The organism is Candidatus Protochlamydia sp. W-9, assembly GCF_001950615.1.
GTDB classification, from domain to species: domain Bacteria; phylum Chlamydiota; class Chlamydiia; order Chlamydiales; family Parachlamydiaceae; genus Protochlamydia; species Protochlamydia amoebophila.
Map to the genome: position 1 here is coordinate 1 of NZ_BCPZ01000372.1, position 24,047 is coordinate 24,047.

22 protein-coding genes and 1 pseudogene are annotated in these 24,047 nt (G+C 34.5%); 12 read left to right on the forward strand and 11 right to left on the reverse strand.

All coding sequences use genetic code 11. The annotated features are described in order from the left end of the window. A partial coding sequence (locus tag BU804_RS13590) for a hypothetical protein (protein ID WP_158025054.1) occupies positions 1 to 878 on the forward strand: 878 nt, incomplete at its 5' end. 329 nt (positions 879 to 1,207) lie between these two features. Here BU804_RS13590 and BU804_RS17820 read toward each other — a convergent pair. From BU804_RS17820 to BU804_RS17825, 4 genes are all read right to left on the reverse strand, one after another. After that, positions 1,208 to 1,366: an integrase core domain-containing protein gene (locus tag BU804_RS17820; protein ID WP_079988703.1), complete on the reverse strand. Its 159-nt coding sequence runs from the start codon at positions 1,364 to 1,366 to the stop codon at positions 1,208 to 1,210. A 177-nt stretch (positions 1,367 to 1,543) separates the two neighbouring features. After that, on the reverse strand, positions 1,544 to 1,948 hold the full coding sequence (locus BU804_RS10110; protein ID WP_075883969.1) for a hypothetical protein: 405 nt from the start codon (positions 1,946 to 1,948) through the stop codon (positions 1,544 to 1,546). Further along, a complete protein-coding gene (locus tag BU804_RS15585; RefSeq protein ID WP_255346661.1) occupies positions 1,942 to 2,067 on the reverse strand; it encodes a hypothetical protein in 126 nt (41 codons plus the stop codon). The genes BU804_RS10110 and BU804_RS15585 overlap by 7 nt, the downstream gene beginning before the upstream one ends. Continuing rightward, a complete protein-coding gene (locus BU804_RS17825) occupies positions 2,064 to 2,207 on the reverse strand; it encodes a transposase (RefSeq protein ID WP_102035389.1) in 144 nt (47 codons plus the stop codon). The genes BU804_RS15585 and BU804_RS17825 overlap by 4 nt, the downstream gene beginning before the upstream one ends. Positions 2,208 to 2,491: 284 nt before the next feature. Between BU804_RS17825 and BU804_RS13000 the strand changes: the two genes are divergently transcribed. Further along, entirely contained in the window at positions 2,492 to 2,818 is a 327-nt protein-coding gene (locus tag BU804_RS13000; protein WP_143298994.1) for a hypothetical protein, read from the forward strand. Here BU804_RS13000 and BU804_RS10125 read toward each other — a convergent pair. The 3 genes from BU804_RS10125 to BU804_RS10135 are packed head-to-tail and all read right to left on the reverse strand — an operon-like array spanning position 2,779 to position 6,011. Beyond that, a complete protein-coding gene (locus tag BU804_RS10125) occupies positions 2,779 to 3,909 on the reverse strand; it encodes an acyltransferase family protein (RefSeq protein WP_075883971.1) in 1,131 nt (376 codons plus the stop codon). The two genes, BU804_RS13000 and BU804_RS10125, sit on opposite strands and share 40 nt — an antisense overlap. Before the next feature lie 4 nt (positions 3,910 to 3,913). Then, entirely contained in the window at positions 3,914 to 5,170 is a 1,257-nt protein-coding gene (locus tag BU804_RS10130) for an ABC transporter ATP-binding protein (protein ID WP_075883972.1), read from the reverse strand. A 7-nt stretch (positions 5,171 to 5,177) separates the two neighbouring features. Continuing rightward, positions 5,178 to 6,011 (reverse strand): ABC transporter permease, encoded by an 834-nt coding sequence (locus BU804_RS10135; protein WP_075883973.1) that lies wholly within the window; start codon positions 6,009 to 6,011, stop codon positions 5,178 to 5,180. A gap of 366 nt (positions 6,012 to 6,377) precedes the next feature. On the opposite strand from BU804_RS10135, the gene BU804_RS10140 reads away from it, so the two are divergent. Beyond that, positions 6,378 to 7,658: a hypothetical protein gene (locus BU804_RS10140; protein ID WP_075883974.1), complete on the forward strand. Its 1,281-nt coding sequence runs from the start codon at positions 6,378 to 6,380 to the stop codon at positions 7,656 to 7,658. A gap of 45 nt (positions 7,659 to 7,703) precedes the next feature. Here the strand turns inward: BU804_RS10140 and BU804_RS10145 are convergent, their stop codons facing one another. After that, positions 7,704 to 9,053: a hypothetical protein gene (locus BU804_RS10145; protein WP_075883975.1), complete on the reverse strand. Its 1,350-nt coding sequence runs from the start codon at positions 9,051 to 9,053 to the stop codon at positions 7,704 to 7,706. Between the two features lie 267 nt (positions 9,054 to 9,320). On the opposite strand from BU804_RS10145, the gene BU804_RS10150 reads away from it, so the two are divergent. The 8 genes from BU804_RS10150 to BU804_RS10185 all read left to right on the forward strand — a co-directional run bounded on the left by BU804_RS10150 (position 9,321) and on the right by BU804_RS10185 (position 20,357). Further along, positions 9,321 to 10,370: a polysaccharide biosynthesis/export family protein gene (locus BU804_RS10150; protein ID WP_193427256.1), complete on the forward strand. Its 1,050-nt coding sequence runs from the start codon at positions 9,321 to 9,323 to the stop codon at positions 10,368 to 10,370. 68 nt (positions 10,371 to 10,438) lie between these two features. Next, on the forward strand, positions 10,439 to 13,384 hold the full coding sequence (locus BU804_RS10155; RefSeq protein WP_075883976.1) for a Wzz/FepE/Etk N-terminal domain-containing protein: 2,946 nt from the start codon (positions 10,439 to 10,441) through the stop codon (positions 13,382 to 13,384). 32 nt (positions 13,385 to 13,416) lie between these two features. Continuing rightward, positions 13,417 to 14,265, forward strand: coding sequence for a glycosyltransferase family 2 protein (locus tag BU804_RS10160; RefSeq protein WP_079988702.1), 849 nt, complete (start codon positions 13,417 to 13,419; stop codon positions 14,263 to 14,265). Between the two features lie 285 nt (positions 14,266 to 14,550). Then, complete coding sequence (sufB, locus tag BU804_RS10165; RefSeq protein ID WP_075883977.1) at positions 14,551 to 15,996, forward strand: Fe-S cluster assembly protein SufB; 1,446 nt, start codon at positions 14,551 to 14,553, stop codon at positions 15,994 to 15,996. Between the two features lie 107 nt (positions 15,997 to 16,103). Next, positions 16,104 to 16,868, forward strand: a complete 765-nt coding sequence (gene sufC, locus BU804_RS10170) for a Fe-S cluster assembly ATPase SufC (RefSeq protein ID WP_075883978.1) — start codon at positions 16,104 to 16,106, stop codon at positions 16,866 to 16,868. Continuing rightward, entirely contained in the window at positions 16,865 to 18,181 is a 1,317-nt protein-coding gene (gene sufD / locus BU804_RS10175) for a Fe-S cluster assembly protein SufD (RefSeq protein ID WP_226996190.1), read from the forward strand. Before sufC ends, sufD begins: the two co-directional genes overlap by 4 nt. Before the next feature lie 2 nt (positions 18,182 to 18,183). Then, positions 18,184 to 19,416 (forward strand): cysteine desulfurase, encoded by a 1,233-nt coding sequence (locus BU804_RS10180; protein ID WP_075883980.1) that lies wholly within the window; start codon positions 18,184 to 18,186, stop codon positions 19,414 to 19,416. 5 nt (positions 19,417 to 19,421) lie between these two features. Continuing rightward, positions 19,422 to 20,357: an L-threonylcarbamoyladenylate synthase gene (locus BU804_RS10185; RefSeq protein ID WP_075883981.1), complete on the forward strand. Its 936-nt coding sequence runs from the start codon at positions 19,422 to 19,424 to the stop codon at positions 20,355 to 20,357. Positions 20,358 to 20,766: 409 nt separating this feature from the next. Here BU804_RS10185 and BU804_RS10190 read toward each other — a convergent pair whose 3' ends face one another. The 3 genes and pseudogenes from BU804_RS10190 to BU804_RS12375 all read right to left on the reverse strand — a co-directional run. Further along, positions 20,767 to 21,579: a M4 family metallopeptidase gene (locus BU804_RS10190; RefSeq protein ID WP_075883982.1), complete on the reverse strand. Its 813-nt coding sequence runs from the start codon at positions 21,577 to 21,579 to the stop codon at positions 20,767 to 20,769. Between the two features lie 233 nt (positions 21,580 to 21,812). After that, complete coding sequence (locus tag BU804_RS10195; RefSeq protein ID WP_075883983.1) at positions 21,813 to 22,703, reverse strand: glycerophosphodiester phosphodiesterase family protein; 891 nt, start codon at positions 22,701 to 22,703, stop codon at positions 21,813 to 21,815. Positions 22,704 to 22,955: 252 nt separating this feature from the next. Continuing rightward, positions 22,956 to 23,151 (reverse strand): annotated as a pseudogene (locus BU804_RS12375) (IS1/IS1595 family N-terminal zinc-binding domain-containing protein); the annotation flags it as partial. 239 nt (positions 23,152 to 23,390) lie between these two features. On the opposite strand from BU804_RS12375, the gene BU804_RS10200 reads away from it, so the two are divergent. Then, positions 23,391 to 23,948 carry a BTB/POZ domain-containing protein gene (locus BU804_RS10200; protein WP_320410548.1) on the forward strand — a complete coding sequence of 186 codons (558 nt, stop codon included), beginning with the start codon at positions 23,391 to 23,393 and terminating at the stop codon, positions 23,946 to 23,948. Positions 23,949 to 24,047 lie beyond the last annotated feature (99 nt).

Sequence of the window (24,047 nt, forward strand, 5' to 3'; positions counted from 1 at the left end):
ACACAGTATTAAAAGAGATAGAAGGCAAGGTCCCTAAAAAAACAGTTGCAATGCTCGAGCAAAAAGTAAATCGGCTTCGAGACTATGTGTTGGGCTTATTGGGGTCCTTTCCGGAAGATCAAAAAAAAGCGAAAGAAAAATGGGCTACTCTCCAGGAAGGTCATCAATCAGGGATAAATTCAATAGTAGAGAAATTTAAATTACAAACTTGGGAGACCGTCTTCCTTTGTCTTCCAAGCGGGATACCGTACGGTATTTACACATTAATAAGATGGAAGGAACTGAGAAAAGAAGAGCAGAAAAATATCAGAAAAGTGATCGATCTTTGCTGTGATGAGTTAGATCAAATATACAATGCGCTAGTGAAACTAAAAGATCTAGAAAACATCATTGAAAAACAAGAGATCATTGATGAGGTATTTTATTCTGGAAAGAGTTTTTTCGAGTCGGAAGTTGCTTTCATAGCATCTATACAAAATAAGATTGAAAAAATTAGAGCAAACTACGGCATTAGAGATTGGGACGAACGTATTGACATTATGAAAAAAAAGTTTGACCTTTTTTTTGAAGGCAATCACTTGGATTCTCATTTTGACATTATGGATTTCCTAAGCTGGGTGTTCTTCGATAAGGATATAAGTTCCTCTGTGCAGGATATGGTACGGCTACAGCCGCTACCTATAAATTATAAACCAGGTCGGCTAAAAATAATGAGAATATATGTGATGGCATCATTAGCATCCGTATCAAAACCAATGGAGGAAGTACTGTGCATAGTTTCAAAAGTTTTAGACATAGATTTAAAAAAATCTTTATTCCGAGCAATGTTAGGAGCCGCTGTATTATCTGGCCGAGAAGCTTTAATCCAAAACTCTTGAAAGATATTTTCTTAAGAGTTTGATTTCAATTAGGTAAGGGATTATTTTGCAAAAAGTTTGAAAAATAACTCATCATAGTTTTTGTATACTATGTAGTCAATGCTGAATAAAAAAAGTAACAAAATATCAAAGCCAAAGGATCTAAGCAAAAATCCTTTGGCTTTTTTTTATCATTTTTTTAAGAATAAATTTAGAATGACCTTCTCCAAAAATGTAATCCAATGATAAACTTATACTGTTATTGATTTCCATCATTTCTTGTTTAAGAAAATAGTCGCTAGTGAATTCTGCTGCAGTCGAATACCCAAGCGAGCTTAGGCAGCCGCTCTTCATTGTATTCTATCCTCCAAGCTTCTATGATTTTTTATGCCTCCTTGTAAGTCTAAAAATAAATGTTGATCTAAACATGCTTGTCTGATTTTTCCATTGAAACTTTCAATATAGCCATTCTTTGTTGGCTTCCTTGATGAAATATCATTCAGTTCGATGCCTTTTTCTTTGGCTCATTTTTGAATAATTTTTGAAGTATACTCAGGGCTATTGTCTACTGTGATGCTTTCTGGCAGTCCTTTTATCAAGCTCAAACGATCCAAACCCTCAATTACTCGGTAGCTTGGCATAGAGCTTCCTACTAAAATCGCTTGGGCATTCTCTTGAAAAAATATCTATAATAGGTAGCATTCGGATTTTCTTGCCTGAAGCCAAACTGTCCGACATAAAATCGATTGCCTATCTTTGATTTGGTCGGTGTCATTTTTCCAAGTGATTCTCTCTATCGATTGGCAAATTTCTTCTCTTCTTTTTAAACTTAACGACTCTTCGATGGATAGGCGATAAACTTTTTTATGATTGACCAACCATCGTTCTCTTTTAAGAAGAGCGTCATAGCTCTGATGCTTTAAAGAAATCTGAAAAATACGCTCTTTTAAGCCTTTGTTCTCTCGAGCATGACTTTTATCACGCATGGTCGATCGCGCCACTTTGATGAGCTCACAACCGCTTCTTTCGCTTCTTTCAAAATGCTCTTTTAGATAACCGACCACTTTTCTTTGAGCTTGTGAGCCTACCACTTGTTTGAAACAATATCCTTAAGGGCTCGATTGTCTAATAGCGCTTCCGCAAGTATCGCTTTTAGCTTTGCATTTTCTTCTTCTAAAGCCTTTAGACGCTTGGCCTCCGAAACTGTCATGCTGCCAATTTATCCTTCCATTTATCAAAGGTATTGGGTGTCACATTGTGCTTTCGGCAAAGCTCTAGAACTTTACACCTAGCTTTCATTTCGCCTAAAATAGAAATAATTTGCTCTTCGGAAAAACGACTTTTATGTATTTTTTTGCTCCTTAATTAAAATTTTATCCATCTTAAGATGGATTAATTTTTGGGGAGCAGGTCAATACGTATATTTTACAAAATGCAGGAGCTCAATTTATTGTTTCTATTAAAGCGCATCCTAGAGCCTATTTAAGATATTTAATAGTTAAAGAGGTGTTAAAATTAAATCGGTCTGAATTTCTCTTCGAAGATTTTATGCAATATTTGCGGCAATCTTCTAACCAGTTTGATCTGGGTTTGGCTGTGGGCGTTCTTTATCACGGTCAACAAGTTATGCCAAAATGGCAGATAAGTGTCTGCAATTATATGTTTGGAATCATTATTATGAAGAAGAACATTGCAAGAAATTCTTTTTAAGAAAAAGATTTGGAGCCGCGACTTCAGCCACTTACGAAAGATTTAATGACTCAACGTATTTCTATCGATATGGTTCAGCTAGAAAATGGTCCACGTTTATTGAAAGACCGGCTAATACAAGTCAGTGGTCAAGTAGGGAAGATATACTTAATTGTTGCTACCATTTTGGCTATAACCGTATTGATATTAATTTTGACCAGCTGGACCATCCTCATGGACCTTGTTTTTCTTTTGTGACTCGGAAATTCTGAGGTAGAAAAATAGTTTCGAATTTAATTTTTCGGCTCCAATGCAGGCAAGGTTGTTCAATGTAATGATAAAATATGTGAGCAACTGCAAGACTTGGAAGAGTGCCCATTATAAGAAGAATAGAAGCTGGGATTTCGTTAATACCTGTATTTAAAGCATAGGAAATAAGACTGATCAATTTAGTCCCGACGCACCAGTGAGTCAAGTATAAGCTATAAGAAATCTTACCTAAGTATTGAAAAGGATAAGAGCTTAAGTAGCTATGGAGTTTATTTTTCTTTATGCATAATTGAATGGATAAAGCGACAGCTGAAGTGATCAAAATATCTTCATTTTTTCCAATCACATAAAAAAAAAGCATGGCAGTAAAGAATAAAAAAAGCTGAAATTCGGATATTAAGTTCAACATCGCCCAACAAAGCAAAGAACCAATAAAAAAGCTATACCAGAAAGGCAGAAAAAAACCAGGTAACTCAAAAAATAACCCTATATGAGACATCTGCATGAGAGATAAGATGAATAAAAACCAAAATAAACCTGTGGCATATCCTGTAGAATAGTTGAATTCAGAATGATTCATTTGAATATTTAAAAATTGGACAGATTTAAGAAGAAAAACGAAGACAAAGTAGAATTGAAATTCTAAGGCAAGTGTCCAAGCAACAGGTAAAATACTTTTTAACTCGAAAAAATTGTGAATATAAAAAGCATTGAGAAACAGGTGCTGGTAGCTAGGTACATACTCTATCCCTCTTTGAAAGAAAAAGGGTCCGGCTAGAATCAGCCCAGTCAAAATGAGTAAAGCCACCCAATACGGGGGATCTAAGCGAATAGATCGTCGAATAAAAAAACGAGCAATGAAAGGAAAGGTAATAATGTTTTGTCTAATGCTATAAGCTATAACGAAACCGCTCAAGACAAAAAAAATGTTAACTCCTATATGTCCATGTGGCAATATTTGATCAAGAATCCAAGAAAATTGATTAGTAGACCTTTCATTAATGAGCGTATGAAAATGAAGGAAAACGACCCATAAAGCTGCTATTCCTCTGAGTCCGTCCAAAAATTGAAAACGATCACTTCCTTGAGTCATGGTTTTATAAGTGCTTTGACAGGAACCAACGATTCCCTAAGCTAATTCCATCTTTGTCAATTCCAAATTCATATTTGGATTGTTGGATTTGTGAAGAATAAACAGTAAATTTCAATAAAATCTCACCTTGTAAGATTTTCTTTTTGTTTAAAATAGAACATTCTAATCGGATTTGATATTCGCCAGGATGGAATAGGTTGGGATCTAAAGTGTAGTTTAAATGATGGCGCCCCGTTTTTAAAATGAGATCATAATACTCATTATGATCGCAAAGGCGAGATCTGGCAATAATTTGATTGCGACTATTTAAAATACTAATTCCTAAAATAAGGTCAGGTTGAGATTTCAAAATTTCAAAATCGATGCTGATAGTTGCTTGTTCATCGTGAAAAAAAAGGGCTGAACTAGATTTAGGAGTGGATAATTTTGTTTGAAAAAATTGAACATGCTCATCTCCCAAGGTTCCTTTCCATTCAAGTCCTGCAGCGGGACAACTGTTGATGTAGCGGTTAATGCAGGTTTCAATTGGTTCCAGAGCTTTCAATCTTCCTTTTTCGAGAAAGACTCCTTTATTGCATAGAGAAAGCACGGAGCTCACACTGTGACTCACAAATAAAATAGTATTTCCTTGCATTCCCATTTCATTCATTTTTTTTATGCATTTTTCTTGAAATTGCGCATCTCCTACAGCTAAAACTTCATCAACAATTAAAAGATCAGAATTTAGGTGAGCGGCAATAGCAAATCCAAGTCGCATATACATCCCACTAGAATATTTTTTGATGGGTGTATCTAAGAATTTTTCTATTTCGGCAAAATCAACAATTTCATCAAATTTATTTCGTATTTCTTGATAACTCATTCCCATAATTGCGCCGTTCAGAAAAATATTTTCTCGACCTGTTAAATCAGGATGAAATCCTGTTCCCACTTCTAACAAGCACGAAACACGCCCTCGGATTTTGATTTTGCCTGTTGTGGGCTCTGTAATGCGCGAAATTAGTTTTAGTAATGTTGATTTACCCGCTCCATTCCGCCCTAGCAGAGCAATTCGATCTCCTTGCTGAATATTTAAATTGATATCTTGGAGTGCCCAAAACTCTTCACATCGTTCTATAAAAGAAGTTGAAGGAGAAGTTAAACGTTTAAAAGAATTTTTAAACCAATCAGTCGCAATTTCTTTTAAAGAAGCGTAAGGATTTTGATTTTCATGAGAAATTAAATACTTTTTAGATAACTGCTCGATTTCAACGATATTCATAGGTTACTCAAATAATGTCTGCAAAAATACGTTCCATTTTACGGAAATATCTAAATCCGGTGATTAACAAAATGAAGTTTATCAGACTAGATAAAAGCAAGGCTAAAGGAAGATCGGTATGATATATGCCTAAACAACACCAACGGAAGCCTTCAATAATACCTGCCATCGGATTAAGAAAATAAAGCCATCTCCACGGTTCTGGCACTAAAAAACTTCCATAACCAACCGGAGAAATGAACAGGCCGAATTGGACGATAAAAGGAATTAAAAAACGAAAGTCTCTAAAGCGGACTGTAACGGCTGCCATCCACAGGCTTATTCCTAAACAAAGAATCAAATTCAAACTGATGAAAATAGGGAGTAGTACTATTGTCCAAGTCGTTAATGTGCCTGAAAATAAAAATAAAATAAATAAAAGCAGGAGAGTCACAATGAAATCACAAAAATTCACGAGGATATTACTAATGGGTAGAATCATACGAGGAAAATAGACCTTGGAAATCATTGCTGCATTATTCACTAAAGTATTACTAGTATCAATCACACAACCTGCAAAAAGTAACCAAGGTAGCATTGCAGCCAAGACAAATAGGGGATACTTGACTCCGTCAGAAGGTAGATTAGCAATTTTGCCAAATACTAAAGCAAAGACAGACATATTTAAAATAGGACGAAATAAAGCCCATAAAATCCCAAGCGCTGTCTGCTTATAACGAACAATAATATCTCTCCACGTAAAAAAATAAAGTAATTCTCGATAGCGATAAAGATCTTTTAAATATTCTTTTTGAATTCCAGAGGAATCAATGACGATGTCAAATTGTGCATGATCGGACATATTTTCTGATTATTTAATATTAGGGAAAGTTAAAATAAATACTATAAAAAATAAAATTTAATAATAAATTTAAATGTTTGATATGCTGCAAAATGCATCAATATTAGACATTTTTTTAATAATCAATTACAAACTTGGAATTGTTTTCTATATTGTAAGAACATAACAAGGGAGAGAATAGTGTGCAACTTAAAACGATATTTTTTAAATCATTTGCTATCAATTTATTGAAGTTATAATGATTAGAGAAAATAGGAGAAAATTTTTTTGCAAACAAAACAAGCTTGGAAAGAAGTCTCATGTCTCTTTTAATATCAATTGTGTATAGTTGGATTTATAACGAATCAGGAAATCGTATTTTTTAGTATGAAATTTAAAACAACAAATCGACAATTTTTTTCTGCAGCCGTCATTTTTTTCTATCTTCTCCCTTTATTATTTTTTGTTACCTATAGCATAGGGTTAATGCCCCATCAGAAAAGTTGGTCTATCCTTACTTTAGGACTTCTTCTAGTTGCCATTGGATCTATTTGTTTAATTTTGCTTGCTTACTACTGGGAAATAGGCTTAAAAACGAAGTGGCAGGGAGAGTCAGCGATCCTTTCTTCTCAAAGCAGTCTTTCTTCTGAAAAAGAGAATAAAGTGACGGCATTGGATCCCGCATTTACATTAGTGCCTTTGGAAGAAGCTTCTTCTTTTACAACTAAAGAAGAGGGGAATTTATTAAATTCGCTAGAAAACCTCAACGACGAACAAAGAAAAAGGGAAGAAGAATTAGCTCTTAAGCAATCTGAAATTCAAAAATTAGTTGAAGAAAATCAATCTCTTATATCGCAAACTCAGCAAACCCAACAAGATTTTGCAGACTATAAACTTTTTTCTGAAGAACAATTAAAGCAAAAACAATTACAAATTAATTTTTTACAGCAGACAATAGAAGATCAGCGTAGCGAAATGGAAAAAAGACAAGATCAAATTTTTCATCTTGATACAAAGGTGCATGATTTGAGTTATGAAATTAAAACTCTATTATATTTGCATGAAACAGAATCAAATACTTCTAAAAAAGAAGTATTGTTTAAAAATAACTCCAATGGATCATTTATTGAAGACTTCGATGATTTTCCCACTCATACTTCTATCATTCCTTCGTTAGATCTTAAAAACGGTTATTGGGTCAAAACAACAATTGAGGCTAGTGCATTATTGAAAAAATGTATAAATATGGCTCAAAAAATGACTGGGGCTAATTACTATAATAATGAAACTACTCGCTATAGAGAATTTTCAACTTCTAACTATGCTATTGATCAGCGGCGTCTTTTTGACAATTTAAAAAATGAAGAGGGTGGATTGATTGTTGTATTTTCTCAAAAAGATCAAAAATTATTATTTGCCAATCAACAGTCCAAAGCTTTACTTGGATGGAGTGCAGATAAGCTCATTTCAGATTTTGCTCAAATTATTCAAGAAGGATTAAACGAATGGAGAAGAGGATTAGCTGCTCTTACAACGGCTACCGAGTCGCAAATTCGATTGCTTGCTAAAAATAAAAATGGGCAAGAAGTTCTATTGAGTTGTCAACTGGGCATTATTCCTTCAGGTTTGTTTAGAAGTTATGTGATTGCTATCTTTTACCCAACATAAAATGTTTTTATATCTCATTAGGCAACTAAAATGCTCAGTTTGTTACTAAGAAAAGAATATTAATTCAGGTTTTAAGTGGTTAGCACGAGTGGAGCTAGCAGTTAAAGAGTGGTTATGCTTAGATTCAAAGCAGTAACCAGCGGCAAATAAGTAAAAACTCATTGTTTTATAAGCGAGGTGAGCATCAAAAAAAATCATATTGATGAGTAAAGAAATTGTCATCCATTTCATTTGTTGGTTAATTTTGTAAATAGATCTAAAAAAATTAAAAAAAAGTAGAGAGCCAATTAGGCCATACTCTACAATGATTCTTAATATTCCTCCATCTAATGCCGACCAGGCAAATCCAGGTCCTAACCCTTGTAAATAAACTTCAGGATGATTGACAAAAGCTTTAGTCACAAAAATCCATTTATGGATGCGCAGCCACCAGCTCATATCATATTCATCAGTCTCTATCAATTTTTTGCTAATGGGATCTTGAGTTAGATCAATTTTATCCCAAACAATTTGTGCTAAGTGAATATTTTTTATAGAAAGTAGGCTGGCGCTACGGCTATAGATAGAATCTGTTTGTATCACCATATAAATAATGATTCCCATTAAAAGAGGAAAAGCAATTGTTAAAGAAACAAAAGATCCAATCGATTTCCAATTAATTTCCTGTTTGAGTTTACCTAAAAAACAGATCAAGTGGGCAAGGAGAGAAATACGATTACCTGTAAATATCACAAAAATGCCGATGACGATAAACAGAATATATAAATAGCTTTTGCGAAGAAAATAACGATAGTAAGAAGGGAATATCTGAATGATTTTTGATCGATAGCTATCATCATATATCATGTAGCAAAATAATAGATTAAGTAATAACCCCATCTCGGAAGGGAAAGAGGCGATTCCTTGCACCCTTGTTGAAACATCTTTTTCGTATCCTAAATTTGTGATAGCTCCTGCTAAATTTAACTTTTGTAAAGTCATTAGGAAAAAATTCCATAAAAAGAACGCTTGTATAAAGCCTTTACTCAAATGAAATCGAAAAGCCAAAGTTCCAATGTAGAAAAATAAAAAATATTCTAGCAGGCGGACTGCGTAAAAAATTTTTGCATCTAAAAAATGATATCCAAGCGAAATTAGAAACCGATTAGAAGCAAATGACAGAATGCCAAATAAAGTTAAAATGAGCACCCAAATTTCAATCATATACAAGCGTTTATCTAAAAGAAGATGAGCCCAAATTAAAAGTGTGCCAAAGAAAAGGAGAAATAGATCATCAATTCTCAAACCTGCCGTTTCGGAACCAACTGTTAAGAGGTTGATTTTAGGGAGAAAAAAGAGAGGCATCAAAAATATAAGAATGATTAAAGAGAGTTGTTTATCAAAAAAACGTGCCATATAATCTAAGCTCAAATGTGTCAGTTGATGATTAAAGCATAACCCACCAATCTTGAAAAGGATATCTTCGCTACCTCTTCACCTTATTGGTTTGAACTTACGATTATGACCAATCATGAGTTAAAATAATTTTTTGAGTAATAAAAAACATAACAAAAAATGCTTGGGTTAAAGTGGTTTAGAAAGAAAAAATGCTTTTGATTTAATATAAAATAGGCTAAGAAAGATAACTCCTAAAAGTTTAAAGTTTTAAAGTTTGTAACCTCTATGATGAAATATCTTGTATTTTGCCTCCTCTCCCTTCTTTTTTTTCTCAGCTCTTGTAGTACACCTTGTCATAATTATGACGTGTTTGGTGCAGATGAATTTGTGATTGATTCTTATAAAATTCGCCAGGGGAAGTTGGCAATTTTGGATATGGAAGGATCAGACGTTAAGGAATTAGATTGCGATGCAATGGAAGAATATCAAGATGTCATTTCTGAAGATGATATTTTGAATATTGCGATCTACCATCCGAAACGACGCGATGTGATGGATGCTATTCAATTTATTAATGCAACAATAGGCTTTCGAGTTAGTGAAGGCAGAGTCGATTTTCCAGATATCCCATCTGTTGAGGTAGCAGGTTTATCGCTCGAAGAGGCTAGACAGAAAATACAGCTTTGCTATCAGGAACAGATTCAAGACGTTGAAGTTTTCTTGAATTATCGAAATAGACTTTCCAGAAAAGTTGAACTCACAGGAGCTGTAGCCACTCCTGTCATTGCTGTCGATGGAAAAATTCGTTTATATGAAGTTTTAGCATTAGCTAAAGTGCCCAATAATGCCAATTTTTTTAAAAGTTATGTGGTGAGAGAAGGGAAGCAGCTTCCCATAGATATTTATAAATTGATGAATTTAGGGGATATGAGTCAAAATATTGTTATGCGTGGAGGAGATCGTATTTTTATTGCCGCTCCAAGTGACTCGACAGTTATGGTGATGGGTGAAGTAGGACATCCAATGGCTGTTAATCTTCCTTATGGTTTTATGTCTTTACGACAAGCACTTGTCTCTGCTGGAGGCATTCCTTTTACTGGTAATCGGGATTGTATCCAAGTCATTAGGGGAAATTTACAAAACCCTAAAATTTACGTTCTTTCTTGGAATCACATTATTCATCTACCTAATGATAGTTTACTCTTGATGCCAGGAGATACGGTTTATGTATCTGAGAAACCCATTACGCAATGGAATAGGTTTATTGATCAGTTACTACCAAGCTGCTTAGGGGTTCAAACAGCTTATGGAACTTATAGGCTTTTTAGAAATTGATCGCTTGGGGATGAGCAATTTGTTTTTGTATATAATAAATACTTTAAGATATGTAGATTAGGTTAGAAATGAGTAAGACAACAGATAAAGATGACAAACTTCTTATTACATCGTCAGATATTTTATCTTTATTTCGAAGATCTAAAAAACGTATTTTGTATTTTTCCCTGTTTTTTGGGGTTTTAGGGGTTCTTTTTACCTTGATTAGACCTGTAGTTTATAATGCAGAAGCAACATTTAGAGAAAAAAGTAATAAATCTGGAAATATTTCTACTTCATTAATTGAATTATTAGGAAGTGATACTAACACGCAAGAAAACGAAGCTAGTTCTTTATTTAAATCGCGTAAAATTTTACAGGATGTTGTTGAAAAATTGCACTTACAAGGCCATCTTCAGCAAGATTGTGAAATGGAAGGTTGGAGAAGTAACATTAAAAACAATTTATTAATCTTTAAAAGAGCTCTTTTTAAATCTTCTTATCCTGTTTTACCTGATATTCAGTGCCCCATTCAATTATCATCTCTCAATTATTCTGGAGAAATTCCTTTAACTTTGACAATTACTATAAATGACGATGATTCATTCCATGTCAAGGCTCCTTCAAACTCAAAAATAACTGAAAGCAAAGGAGAATTCGAATTACCCTTTATATCAAACCAACTGAGCTTTACCCTGACAAAAGTTTCTGATAAGCTTAAACCTTCGCAAACCTTCTTTTTAACGGTAAAACCTTTAGTTACTACCTGCGATGAATTATCTAAAAAACTAGAAATTGAAACAGTTAAAACAGATAAAGGTGTTCTTAAGCTCTCCTATATGGATCGTGATCGTCATCGTTCGAGTATATTTATCAATACCACAATGGAATGTTATCAAAACTATTTGAAGAAAAACCATGATCGCCTCGCTTTAATACAAATTGATTATTTACAAGACAGACAAAACCAGTTAGGTGAGAAATTAGCTGATTTAATGAAGAAACATGCAGATTTTTTAAAAGATGATTTATTCAATTCGGGATTTGTAGATTCCAATAAAGAAATGGATTTTTTAGCAAAAAGTCAGCATGAATATAGAGATAAATTGCTTGCTAATGAGCTGGAATTAAAAAGGTTAGAGAACGTTCAATCCAGCAACTATGTTTATTATGATAGTTATCGGCTCCATGAAGGGGATTCTCAAACCATTAATACAGTATTAACTGAAATTCGCCATTTGAAACAAAGGCGAGATGGGTTGGAAATAGAGCTGCAAAAAAAGACAGCTCTGAAAAAGGATAGCCTTCATTTTTCTTTAGACAAACAATTAGATGAGCTTAAAGAAACTCAACAGCATATGGTAGACCTACAAGATGTAATGGATAGGTTTCATCAAAACTTACCACCAAGCCCTTCTGTGCTATTGAGTGATCCCAGATTTTTGATTCAAAATTGGTTTGAGCGGTTAAATGATTTAGAAAACATAGACCCTATTGAATGGCAAAAGTCTAGAGAAAATTTTCTTTATTATTTAGGCAATTTAGAGCGTTTATTTTCTGTGTATGAAAAGATTTTACAAACTCGATTAACTCATCAGCAAAATTCGTCGGGTGAATATCAAGGAATCAATTTAAAAATTGCTGAAGAGCTTTATGTAGATTATTCTAAACGATTGATTGATTTAGAAGCTACAATTCGGCAAAATCTTTTTTTTATTACTCAAATGGACAATGAAAATTTCGAAATTACTTCTTTAAGTGCTGGTTTGATTGATCCAATTAGTCAGGAAATGCTTAAAAAAGCCAGTCATTTAGTCTTAACCTTAAAAGATCAAAACAATCAGAGTGTCAAAGAACAAGAACGTTTGAAGAATGAATTAGCATTGCAACGAACTTTTTTAACTTTACATCTTAAACAAATGATTGAATTAATGGAGCTGAATAAAAAATTAATTGATGAGAAAATCTATGTTTTGCAAAACGTGAGTTTAGAGCTCATTCATCAGCAAATGTCGCTCTTAGAAAATACATTAAAAGATTATGTTGAATCTCGTTTGGAAAACTTGCGTCAAGAAAGGGTGTTAATTAGACAACATTTGAGAAATATTCATAAAGAGATGGGTGGCCTACCTCAAAAATGGGTAGCAGAGCAACAAATTGATCAAGAACTGCAAACCAATCGATTAATTGTCGAAGAAATTGCAAAAATGGTGGAATCTAAAAATATTTCACATAACTTGGAAATGATTCAATCGGCACCCATTGACTTGTCTGTTACTCCTGTCCATCCAGTGACACCTAAACTAATCCCATTTGCTCTTTTGGGGAGTTTATTTGGTGGGATGCTCGGAGCGGGATTAACTCTTGGATCTACGTTAAAAAAAGGGCTGACTATTTCCCAGGATAATTTGAAACTGCTCGGACATCATGTTTCTGGAGTTTTGTCTTCTAGTTATTGTGAGGGTTTTCAAAATATGATCTTTAATGATGATTTAGAAACCTTAAGGCGATTAAGAAGTTTTCTTGTTTCTCCTCTAGAGGGATCTTCCATAAGAATCAACAAGTTACTTTTAATAGAAGGAATGGGGCCAGATTATTCTTCAGATCTTGCTAATTTATTTGTGAAAAAAGGTAAAAAAATCATTCGAATTTTATTAAATTTTGGTCAAGCTGAAACTTCTTCGAATGGACTTTTGCAATATTTGGAAGGGCAAATTGAATTCCCTTCAATTGAAAAAACAGTTTATGGAGATCAAATTGTTGCAGGAGGAATGAGCCGTTATTCTGCCGAATTACTGAGTTCAAAATTATTTGAAGATTTGATTCAAGAATTGCAAAAACAATATGATTATATCATTGGTGTTAGCCCCGCATTCCCCATAAGTGCTGAGGCAGAGAGTTTAATCCCTCTATTTAATTCCGTTGCAGTTTCTGTCAGTAAAGAAAAAGTTGAAGAGTTAGATTTTTATGCTCGTTTGAGCCGAGATCATAAGCACAAAGTAACTTTTATTGTTGTTGATTCAGATATGATTTAGCAAATAAAATTGCTGAGTTAAGGAGAGAGAATTTGAACAAAAGAAAAATTTGTGCTGCTATTATTGTTACACATAATAGCCAAGAATGCCTCGCTTTGTGTATGAAAGCATTATTTGCACAAACTCGGCTGCTTGATTTAATTGTGATTATTGATAGTGGTTCAACAGATGCTTCTTATTTAAAATTAGATTATTTGTCCGATCCTTCGGTTAAAATTTGTTTACTTAAAAACAATGTCGGATTTTGCCAAGGTAATAATATCGGCTTATCTTATATCCCTAGTGATACCGACTATCTCTTATTTTTAAACCCAGACACTTTTTTAACCCCTCACTTTATTCAAGACGCTCTTGCTTTGATGGATAAAGAAGCATTTGAGAAAGTAGCAGCGTTATCGGGATGGCTTTTGGGCTTTGATTTAGAGCATCAGCAAGAAACAGGAAACATCGATTCGTCGGGGATTTTTCGCAGTTGGTATGGAAGATGGTTCGATCGCTACCAAGGAGAGCGTTATCGAGAAGATTGGAAAGGGGGTTTTGAATTTGTGCCAGCTCTTTGCGGAGCTCTTATGTTTTGTCGTTATTCGGCCTTAAAATCCGTTCTACTAGGTCCTAATCAAATTATGGACCCTTCTTTTTATATGTACAAAGAAGATATTGATCTTTCGGTGCGGTTAAGGCAACAAGGTTGGGTATTAGGATTCGATCCACAATTAAAGGCTTATCATTGCCGAGGATGGAAGAAGGATCGAACAAAAATCGCTCGCCATTTTCGATTGATATCGGCTCGCAACGAGATGAAACTATACCGTCGAATGAAATCTCCTTTTTACCTATATGCAGTTCTTAAATATTCGATGGTTAAAATCTTTGATCTCTAGTCAAACTCCTGAGGCCCCGGAAGGAAATACAAATTGACACCCCTTTTTAGATTCGTTATGATCTTTGATAAATACTATTGAAATCATCTTAATAATTATTGTGATTGAAGATATAAGTAAACAAAATTTTATTTTTAAATTTTGCTATTTGTTTACGTGAAATAGACAATTAAAGTTTGTGTTTATTTAAATCGATGTAATTTCTTAATAACCCAAAGTTCAGGTTAATAGACCTCATTTTGTGGATCTAATGATGTTAAACAATTTAATAAATAAAGGATCAGAATGAATGCAGAATTGTCTCCATTTAGTCACGAATCATCCGATTATAAATATGGGTTTGTGACAGAAATAGAAACCGAAAGCCTTCCCAAGGGATTGAATGAAGAAACGATCCGCGCGATATCTGCAAAAAAAAATGAGCCCGCTTTTTTATTAGAATTTCGGTTGAAAGCTTATCAACGATGGTTAGAGTCCGAAGAACCAATTTGGGCAAATGTTAATTATCCTAAAATTGATTACCAAGATATCACTTATTATTCAGCTCCTAAGAAAAAACCTGTTCTAAATGATTTAAGTGAAGTTGATCCTGAAATTATCAAAACTTTTGAAAGGTTAGGAATTCCTTTAGAAGAACAAAAACGATTAAGCAACGTTGCTGTTGATATGGTTTTTGATTCGGTTTCTATAGGAACAACTTTTAAGAAAAAATTAGAGGAAGCGGGAGTCGTCTTATGCTCCATTTCAGAAGCAATGCATACCCATCCAGAGCTCATTCAGAAATATCTTGGTAGCGTTGTTCCAATTGGAGATAATTATTTTGCTACTCTTAATTCGGCAGTTTTCAGCGACGGATCATTTGTGTATATTCCAAAGGACGTTCATTGTCCGATGGAGTTGTCTACCTATTTTCGCATTAATGATAAGGAATCGGGTCAGTTTGAACGAACCTTGATCATTGCTGAGGAAAACTCTTACGTGAGTTATTTAGAAGGGTGTACAGCACCTGCTTTTACTAATAATCAACTTCATGCCGCTGTCGTTGAACTAATAGCCCTTGATAACGCGCAAATTAAATATGCAACGGTTCAAAACTGGTATTCAGGAAATCCAAAAACAGGCGAAGGTGGGGTATTCAATTTTGTTACTAAACGAGGCAGGTGTGCCGGTGCCCACTCTAAAATTTCTTGGACGCAAGTTGAGGTAGGCGCTGCAATTACTTGGAAATATCCTAGCTGTATTTTACAAGGAGATCATTCTGTTGGAGAATTTTACTCTGTCGCATTGACTAATGGGCAAATGCAAGCTGATACGGGAACTAAAATGATCCATTTAGGAAAAAATACAAAATCTACGATTGTTTCTAAGGGGATTTCAGCTGATCTTTCTCATAACAGTTATCGAGGTTTGGTAAAAGTAGCTCCTCGAGCAACTAATGCGCGTAATTACACTCAATGCGATTCGATGCTGGTTGGAGATAAATGCTCAGCTAATACCTTTCCTTACATTGAAGTTGGAAATGCCACTAGTCAAGTTGAGCACGAAGCTTCTACATCTAAAATGAATGAAGAGCAGCTTTTTTATTTTCAATCCCGAGGGATTTCAAAAGAAAATGCTGTAAATATGATTGTCAATGGGTTTTGCAAGGATGTTATTCAAGAGCTTCCTTTAGAATTTGCGACTGAAGCTCAAAAACTTCTCGCGATCAAATTAGAAAATTCTGTTGGATAATCAGTGAATTTATTGCGCTGTTTAGTTTACTTGTTAAAGTGCTTTTGGCGCTAAAATAGAATGAAAGAGAGATTAAAAATCTTTAGATATTAGATTAGGAATGAATCATGCTAAAAATTAAAGAATTAACAGCAACCGTAGAGGGAACTCCAATTTTAAAAGGGGTTAATCTTCATATCAAAACGGGAGAAATTCATGCGATTATGGGCCCAAATGGGGCAGGTAAATCGACTTTGGCAAAAGTATTAGCTGGCCATCCTGCTTATGAAGTAACAGGGGGCGAAGTTTGGTTTAAAGGACAGAATTTACTTGAGTTAGAACCTGAAGAACGCGCTCATTTAGGTTTGTTTATGAGTTTTCAATATCCCGTTGAAATTCCGGGTGTGAGTAATAGCCAATTTCTTCAAATTGCTTTGAATGCCAAACTTAAAGCTGAGGGGAAATCAGAACTGACAACGACTGAATTTGAAAGTTTACTAAACGAGAAAATGCAGCAAATGGAAATTAAGCCAGAACTTCGATCGCGTAATGTAAATGAAAATTTTTCGGGCGGCGAAAAAAAACGGAATGAAATTTTACAAATGGCGGTTTTAAACCCAAATCTTGCTTTATTAGATGAAACTGACTCAGGTTTAGATATTGATGCGATGCGCGTTGTGGCAAAAGGAGTCAATCAATTAATGAATCCTGAAATGGGTTTATTATTGATCACTCATTATCAACGGCTTCTTGATTATATTAAACCTCATTTTGTGCATGTCATGTTAGGTGGAAAAATTGTCCAATCAGGTGGGCCTGAGCTTGCTCTCGAATTGGAAAGTAAAGGGTATGATTGGCTCGTTCAATCACCGAAAGAGGGGGTTGTCTCATGACATTCGAATTGGGCCTAGAGCAAAAAATCTTTACAAGTTTATTGGAAAAGCATTTGGATGCCATCAATCAAGGAGATCCTTTGCAGAAGGCTCGTCAGAAAGCTTGGAGTCAATTTTTAGAGCGAGGTTTACCAACAAAGCAGTCGGAGGCTTATCGCTACATTAAGCTTAGACATCTATTTTCTCAGAATTATGAATTTCCTAAAGAAGAGAGCATCACTAAAGATCAAATTGCTTCTTTGGTTTATCCTGAATGTCAACACTCATTTCTCGTTTTTATCAATGGTCAGTTTTGTTCCGAATTTTCGGAGACAAAAAATTTACCTTCGCAGGTAATAATTTCTACTTTACAAGAAGCAAATCAGACATTTGGAACTTTTTTTAATAATTATTGGTCGAAATCTCTTAAAGAAGAAAATGACTCATTTGCTCTAATTAATAGTGCTTTGCATCATCAGGGGGCGTTTATTTATATTCCCCCTAAAACTATTGTCGAAATCCCCATTCAAATTTTGCATTTGGTGCAAGCACAAGGTCAATTATTGATGTTGATGCCAAGAATAAATGTTTGCGTTGGAGCTCAGGCAGAAGTTAAATTTGTTTCTTCTATTCATCAAAAATCCATGAATGGATATTTTATTAATCAAGTCACCGATTTCCTTGTTGAAGATCAAGCATATGTTCACTACACGCAAATTCTGAATGAGGAACATGTCCAAGCATGGCATTTTGAAGCTGTTAGAGCACATCTAAAAAAACAATCGACGTTCAAGACAGTGTGTATTACTGAAGGGGGAATGACAGTTCGTAATGATTATCATATTTCTCTCTCTGGAGAAAATGCAGAAGTTTTGCTGAATGGAATTTCGATGTTAGAAGATAAACGAGAAGTACATACACACATTTTTATTGATCATCAAGCACCAAATTGCCGCTCTTATCAGCTTTTTAAAGCAGTATTAAACGACTTTAGTCGATCAAGTTTTGAAGGAAAAATTATGGTTCGACAAAAAGCGCAAAAAACAGAAGCTTTTCAACTGAATAATAATTTGTTATTAAGCGATCATGCCCATGCAGATAGCAAACCTAATTTAGAAATTTTTGCAGATGATGTAAAAGCTTCTCATGGAGCAACTGTCGGCCAACTGGATGCAGAACAGCTTTTTTATATGAAAACCCGTGGATTTCCTGAAATGGCTGCTAAAAATTTATTAATTTATGGTTTTGCTGAACAAGTCATCGAAATGATTCCTATCAATTCTATTAAAGAAGCAATTTCTCAAAGGGCGCATCGTTATCTAACAAAAGGTTGATTATGAATCCTTTAGAAAAATCTGCTGTTAACAGGCTCAGGCAAGACTTTCCCATGTTGAATAAAACGATGCATGGACATTCTCTTATTTATTTCGATTCTGCGGCAACAACTCAAAAACCGAACGCTGTTATTGATTGTATGAGTGATTTTTATCGGAATCATTATGGAACTGTTCACCGTGCTGTTTACGAATTAGCCATTCATTCCACTGAGAATTATCAAGACACACGTTTAAAAGTTCAACGTTTTATCAATGCTGCCAATATAGAAGAAATTGTTTTTACTCGAGGAGCCACAGATTCGATCAATATGGTTGCCTATTCCTTTGGCAAGGTCTTTGTGAAGCCAGGTGACGAAATTTTGATTAGTGCAATGGAGCATCATGCGAATATTGTGCCTTGGCAAATTTTATGTGAAGATCGAGGAGCTGTTCTAAAAGTTATTCCTATGAATAAAAAGGGAGAACTGCTTTTTGATGAGTATGTAAAGCTTCTAAGCCCAAAAACTCGTCTTGTCGCTATCACTCATGTGGCAAATTCTCTTGGAACGATTAATCCCATTAAAGAAATCATTAAAAAAGCGCATGAAGCAGGGGCGAAAGTTCTCGTAGATGGTGCACAAAGTGTCCCTCATCTTAAAATTGATGTGCAAGATTTAGACGCAGATTTTTTTGTTTTTTCAGGTCATAAACTAATGGGACCTACCGGTATCGGTATTTTGTATGGTAAGGCGGAAATTCTCGATCAAATGCCTCCGTATCAAGGAGGAGGAGATATGATTGAAAAAGTGACGTTTGTTAAAACAACTTATAATCAGCTTCCTCTAAAATTTGAAGCAGGCACCCCTATGATTGCAGAGGTCATGGGATTGGGAGTAGCTTTAGATTATCTTAATCAAATTGGAATAGAGCGTATTCAAACTTATGAACATACCCTGTTAGAGTATGCGACCAAGAAGCTGATGCAAATTCCAGATCTTCATATTATTGGTCAAGCAGTTAACAAAACTTCTTTGATCAGTTTTGTGATCGAAGGAATTCATCCTTTAGATATAGGGACATTTCTAGATCTAAAAGGAATTGCAATTCGTACCGGACATCATTGCGCGCAACCTGTTATGCAATTTTTTAATATTCCTGCCACAGCACGGGTATCTTTTGCTTTTTATAATACGGTTGATGAAATTGACAAGCTACATTTAGCTTTAAGTGATATTATTAAGCGGTTAAAATAAAATTTATGCGTATTAATGTTGAAGAAGCAATTGAGAAATTGTTAGCGAATCAATTAGTCGCAATGCCGACAGAAACAGTGTATGGGTTAGCAGCTAGGCTGACTTGCCCTAGAGCAATCAAAAAAATTTTCGAGATAAAAGGACGCTCTCTAGTAAATCCTCTGATCATTCATGTTGCCAATCCTATAGATGTGAGTGCGTATGCGATCGCTCTACCTCCTCATTTTGACGCCTTAACCCATGCTTTTTGGCCAGGTCCACTCACGCTTATTGTTCCAATTCAATTAGATTTAGTAGCTTCCATTGTCAGAGCAGGGCTTCCAACAGCAGCTTTTAGAATGCCTTCTCATCCTTTAACTTTGCATGTCATCCGAGCTGTTGGTCCTTTGGTCATGCCTTCTGCAAATTTATCAGGAAAGCCTTCTTCTACTGATGTAAAACATGTAGAAATGGATTTTGGCTTAGATTTTCCCGTCTTAGATGGAGGGCCCTGTCAAGAAGGTGTTGAATCGACTATTTTGCATTATCGAAATTCTCAGTGGGAAATAGCACGTTTAGGAGCCTTACCAGCTACTGTTTTTCAACCTATTTTAGGTTATGAGCCTATCTACCAAAAAATAGTTAAAAATAATCAAATTATTTCTCCGGGACAAATGTTCCGTCACTATGCTCCTCAAGCAACTCTATTTTTAGGGGACCAAAAACAGATAACAGAAGCTGATTTTATTGTGGGATTTACAGAAAAATCCTATCCTGTTGAAAAGCGAGTTTTATATCTAGGCTCGCTTTCCAACCCTCATGAGGTTGCAGAAAACCTCTATGCCGTCTTACGTCAGCTCGATTTCGAGAAAGCAAAAATTGCTTGGGTAGACATGGACTTCCCTTCAGAAGGGCTTTGGAAAACCATTACCGAGCGTTTATCTAGAGCAGGAGAAAAGTAATTGAACCTTCTTCCCCTATTTCCAAATTAGTTTTCAAGGCTAAATTCAACGACACATGATAGATATTTTTTGTTTAACTAACACTAACAACGTAACATTCTCTAATTTATTAGCTGTATATCATTAGAAAAAAATAAAAATAAAATAAAATAAGAAAATTTACAAAGCCTTTTTTTAGTTTTCATTAAAGGGTTAATGGTTATTATCGATTTTGAATTTGCTATATGACCGAGTTCCTAGGGCAAGCATCAGAATAAGCAGGGACAGAAGCCATTGTTCATTGTTTATGGAAAAAAGTTACCAACTTGGTTGGTAACTTTTTTAATTTCCCATTTTTTAATACGTTTTTATGCCATTTATCTAGCATATTAGCAGGGCCTAAGTCTAACCAACTAAATTTGTTAACACTTTACGGAAAAAGGGGGGAGGTTTGTTCCCAAGCATCGGAGATAGCGTTAATAACAATCCTACCGACTGTATGAATATCCTCATTAGCAACTTTGATTGTCTTAGCTCTAAATCCTTTAAAAGATTTATCTCCAAGAGCTAACATCGACTTAAACCAAATGTTAAAAAGTAATTTACAATGAGTTGAATCATGAGACAGATTTTTTGAAGCAAGATAAAATGTATGGCTGATAATCAAGCTATTATCATGCATATAGCCGAAATCATTACCAAGGTTATATGTGGTTGAAGACTTAAATTTTTCAGGGACTTTGCTCAAGTTACGCAAATTACCAATTTGCCAATCATTTGGACTCGTACTCTCATATTGTTTGAATGCTATAGCAGCAACATCCGCAATTGCTTCATCTAACGCTCCTGATTCTCCTTTATATTGTAATGGATTATGATACGCTATCACGGCGTGTGTTATTTCATGACACACAATATCTGGACGAGAAGCAAATTTGTTATCAAAAGCAAAATGTTTCAGCTTAGGAGCATAATAGGCATTTTCTTTAGGATAATGAATAAAAAACGGTGGAATAGCTCCCTCTTTATCCACATTTACACCTACCAGTTGAAAATTCATCCAATAAAATTCTTTTATTGTTTCTACTACTACATTGATTTTTAAACAAAGTTTTGCTTCTTCTTGGGTACCGCAGGGAATAGCTAGGTAACCTTTTTGCAAAAGTTCTTCTGTAGTGTATGAAAGAACTTGTGTTGGTTGATATGGTGAGGGACTATTAAAAGCATGTGACAATTCTGCCATTTTTATTCCTTTGTTTTTGAAATATTTGATAGAAAATAATTTATTTAGTCATTTCAAGCCGAACAGAATAGCTTGAATTTTTTATATTTAATTAGGCGTAATGTTGAGGAAAAACTACTCCTTCTTTTAAAATACTATATTTGCTGTTTTTTTAAATTTTTGGACTATTAATCTAAAAATTCTAAAGGCGTATTCGATAGGAGTCTTTTATTTAGAAAATCTAAAAACAGCTTTTAATTAACTTTTTCGATTTTCTTTTTCATGTCTATAATTCTACAAGGATTATCCGTATATACGGCGTCTACATTTAATGTAAGGGCCTCTTCCCATTCATCCTTTTTGTTAATCCCGAATAACACCAAAAATAACTTCGTAGTAGAGTTTCTTAAATAGGAAACGAGTCGCGGTGTCCACAAATGAAATTCTACTGTACTATTTCCATTTCCTAGCGTGAATGTTTCTGTAACCATCATTTTCCTTTTAAGCTCAAAACCCATCCAAACCGAGTCAATTGGTAGAGCAGATTGAGCTGTTTGGCTAAATTCTAAAAATCTTTGTCGGGTAAGATCCCTTTTTTCAAACGTTATCCAATGAGGTTTGTAAGAATTTAATAAATCGATATGCTCGGCATTAGTTGAGTAAAAAACAAGCCGGATCGATTCTTCATCAGAAATTGCTCGTATTAAGGCTTTGATTAGAGTCTCAGCAGGTAAAGACTTCATATCTACAATGATTAAAGTCTTTGGAAAATGATGTAACACCTCTTCTATTCTTGGAATATGTAAGTTTTTATCTCTAAATGGATACCCGCATTCCGGCTTATAGTTGTAGCCGGCATTGAGAGTTGATATTTCTTCCCAAGTATGTGAGGAGATGGCACCATAACCATTTGTCCATTTTTTTAAATCTTCTGGGTGATAAACGACAACAACACCATCTTTTGTTACTTGTACGTCTATTTCAATGGCATCACATCCAATTTCCATGGATTTAGAAAAAGCGAGAAGTGTGTTTTCTGGAAAGTTTTCTCCTCCACCCCTATGAGAGATAACCCACGGAGCAGCATAAACCGATTCTACTACTAGAATGATAAATATTAATACTCTATAAAATGGGAGTTTCATTATGAAATGTTCCTTAGATGAATAAAAACGTTAACATAAAGTGTACTTGTAAAGTATTTTTTATAAGTATAATTAAATAAGCTAGTTTAATCCACAATTAGTTGAGATAAAGAAATCTCTAAAACATCTCCCTGAGTATAAGTAGTAGATATTTTTCCTCTAAAGTCTTTATATTTTTTAAGAAGGCCCATAGTTTTACAATTTCATGATCCAGTTACGAAGTGTACAGAGCCGATTATTAAAATTTGAGTATCGATAAACTCTATGTAGAGACACCCTTTCCAAAAGAGGTTTTCTAACAAGTTTCTTTGTTTTTTCGTTAATGATTTTAGCTTCATTGTTTTCGCTCCACTTGTTTGCCACACTTTAAACAGCGAAAATTTTGCTTTTTCTGTCTTGTATCACCATTCTTCTTTACCAAATCTGATCCGCAGTGTGTGCATTTCATTGTTTTTCTCTGCTTGAATTAGAAAAATTACTCTATTCAATTAGATCAGTTTATTGGAATAGCTTTACCTATTTAGCACTACCTAATTTTTAACGAATCTCTATTGATAAAGGTAAATTTTTTCTTTAAATGTGACTGCCTATTTTATCTCATGGCTATTGCAATAATTTTTTATCTATAAATAATATTGTTAAAACATTTATAAATTAAAATTTATTTCACTCATTTGGATGGCCATTTTGAATATTCCTACTCTAAACTATAGTTATCTTGTCAATACAATGACCACTTCTGACTATCAATCTCAAGAAATTAGCGATCCTCCTAGAAATGAAAATAACTCCTTAGGCAATCCTTTGGCGAATATAGAAGAAATTGGTACACCAACGATTCAAGTTCCCGATCTTTCATCTTCATCTGAAGAACTTCAACTAAGTTTTCAAGAGGGAACTTCTCTGACTATTTCTCATTCTCAGTTAACCATGTTAAGAGAAAAATCCCTTTATTTTAAGACTCTTTGGTCAGGAAATTTTCAAGAAACCCTTCAACACCCACTCGCTTTGACACAAAAAGAGTTTACGCATCTGCTTAATTGTGCCATGAATGCTAACTTTGAAGTTACTTTGGAAGAGATCCCTTCTTTCATTCAACTAGCCGATTATTATCAACTGACAGAAGTTTTGAAGAATTTAGAACAACAGTTGCTTGATGCATATAAATCCAAGAAATTTGAGATATTTAACTCTAGCGAAGATAGCCTAGATAGTGTAGTCAGGAGAAATAAAATAAATGCTTAAATGTGCTACTCTTCTACGCTCATCAATGGAGCATCTTATGGAAGCGCACAGAAGACATGATATATCCGACAGAGTTTGGAATTTACTGGGACCTCATTT

Bases quoted from the DNA above. Each gene is read 5' to 3' on its own strand.
- BU804_RS10180 (WP_075883980.1), top strand. From the start codon at position 18,184: ATGAATCCTTTAGAAAAATCTGCTGTTAACAGGCTCAGGCAAGACTTT.
- BU804_RS10145 (WP_075883975.1), bottom strand. From the start codon at position 9,053: ATGGCACGTTTTTTTGATAAACAACTCTCTTTAATCATTCTTATATTT.
- sufC (WP_075883978.1), top strand. From the start codon at position 16,104: ATGCTAAAAATTAAAGAATTAACAGCAACCGTAGAGGGAACTCCAATT.
- BU804_RS10155 (WP_075883976.1), top strand. From the start codon at position 10,439: ATGAGTAAGACAACAGATAAAGATGACAAACTTCTTATTACATCGTCA.
- BU804_RS10130 (WP_075883972.1), bottom strand. From the start codon at position 5,170: ATGAATATCGTTGAAATCGAGCAGTTATCTAAAAAGTATTTAATTTCT.
- BU804_RS10195 (WP_075883983.1), bottom strand. From the start codon at position 22,703: ATGAAACTCCCATTTTATAGAGTATTAATATTTATCATTCTAGTAGTA.
- sufD (WP_226996190.1), top strand. From the start codon at position 16,865: ATGACATTCGAATTGGGCCTAGAGCAAAAAATCTTTACAAGTTTATTG.
- BU804_RS15585 (WP_255346661.1), bottom strand. From the start codon at position 2,067: ATGACAGTTTCGGAGGCCAAGCGTCTAAAGGCTTTAGAAGAAGAAAAT.
- BU804_RS10125 (WP_075883971.1), bottom strand. From the start codon at position 3,909: ATGACTCAAGGAAGTGATCGTTTTCAATTTTTGGACGGACTCAGAGGA.
- sufB (WP_075883977.1), top strand. From the start codon at position 14,551: ATGAATGCAGAATTGTCTCCATTTAGTCACGAATCATCCGATTATAAA.
- BU804_RS13000 (WP_143298994.1), top strand. From the start codon at position 2,492: ATGGCAGATAAGTGTCTGCAATTATATGTTTGGAATCATTATTATGAA.
- BU804_RS10185 (WP_075883981.1), top strand. From the start codon at position 19,422: ATGCGTATTAATGTTGAAGAAGCAATTGAGAAATTGTTAGCGAATCAA.
- BU804_RS10135 (WP_075883973.1), bottom strand. From the start codon at position 6,011: ATGTCCGATCATGCACAATTTGACATCGTCATTGATTCCTCTGGAATT.
- BU804_RS10150 (WP_193427256.1), top strand. From the start codon at position 9,321: ATGATGAAATATCTTGTATTTTGCCTCCTCTCCCTTCTTTTTTTTCTC.
- BU804_RS10140 (WP_075883974.1), top strand. From the start codon at position 6,378: ATGAAATTTAAAACAACAAATCGACAATTTTTTTCTGCAGCCGTCATT.
- BU804_RS10190 (WP_075883982.1), bottom strand. From the start codon at position 21,579: ATGGCAGAATTGTCACATGCTTTTAATAGTCCCTCACCATATCAACCA.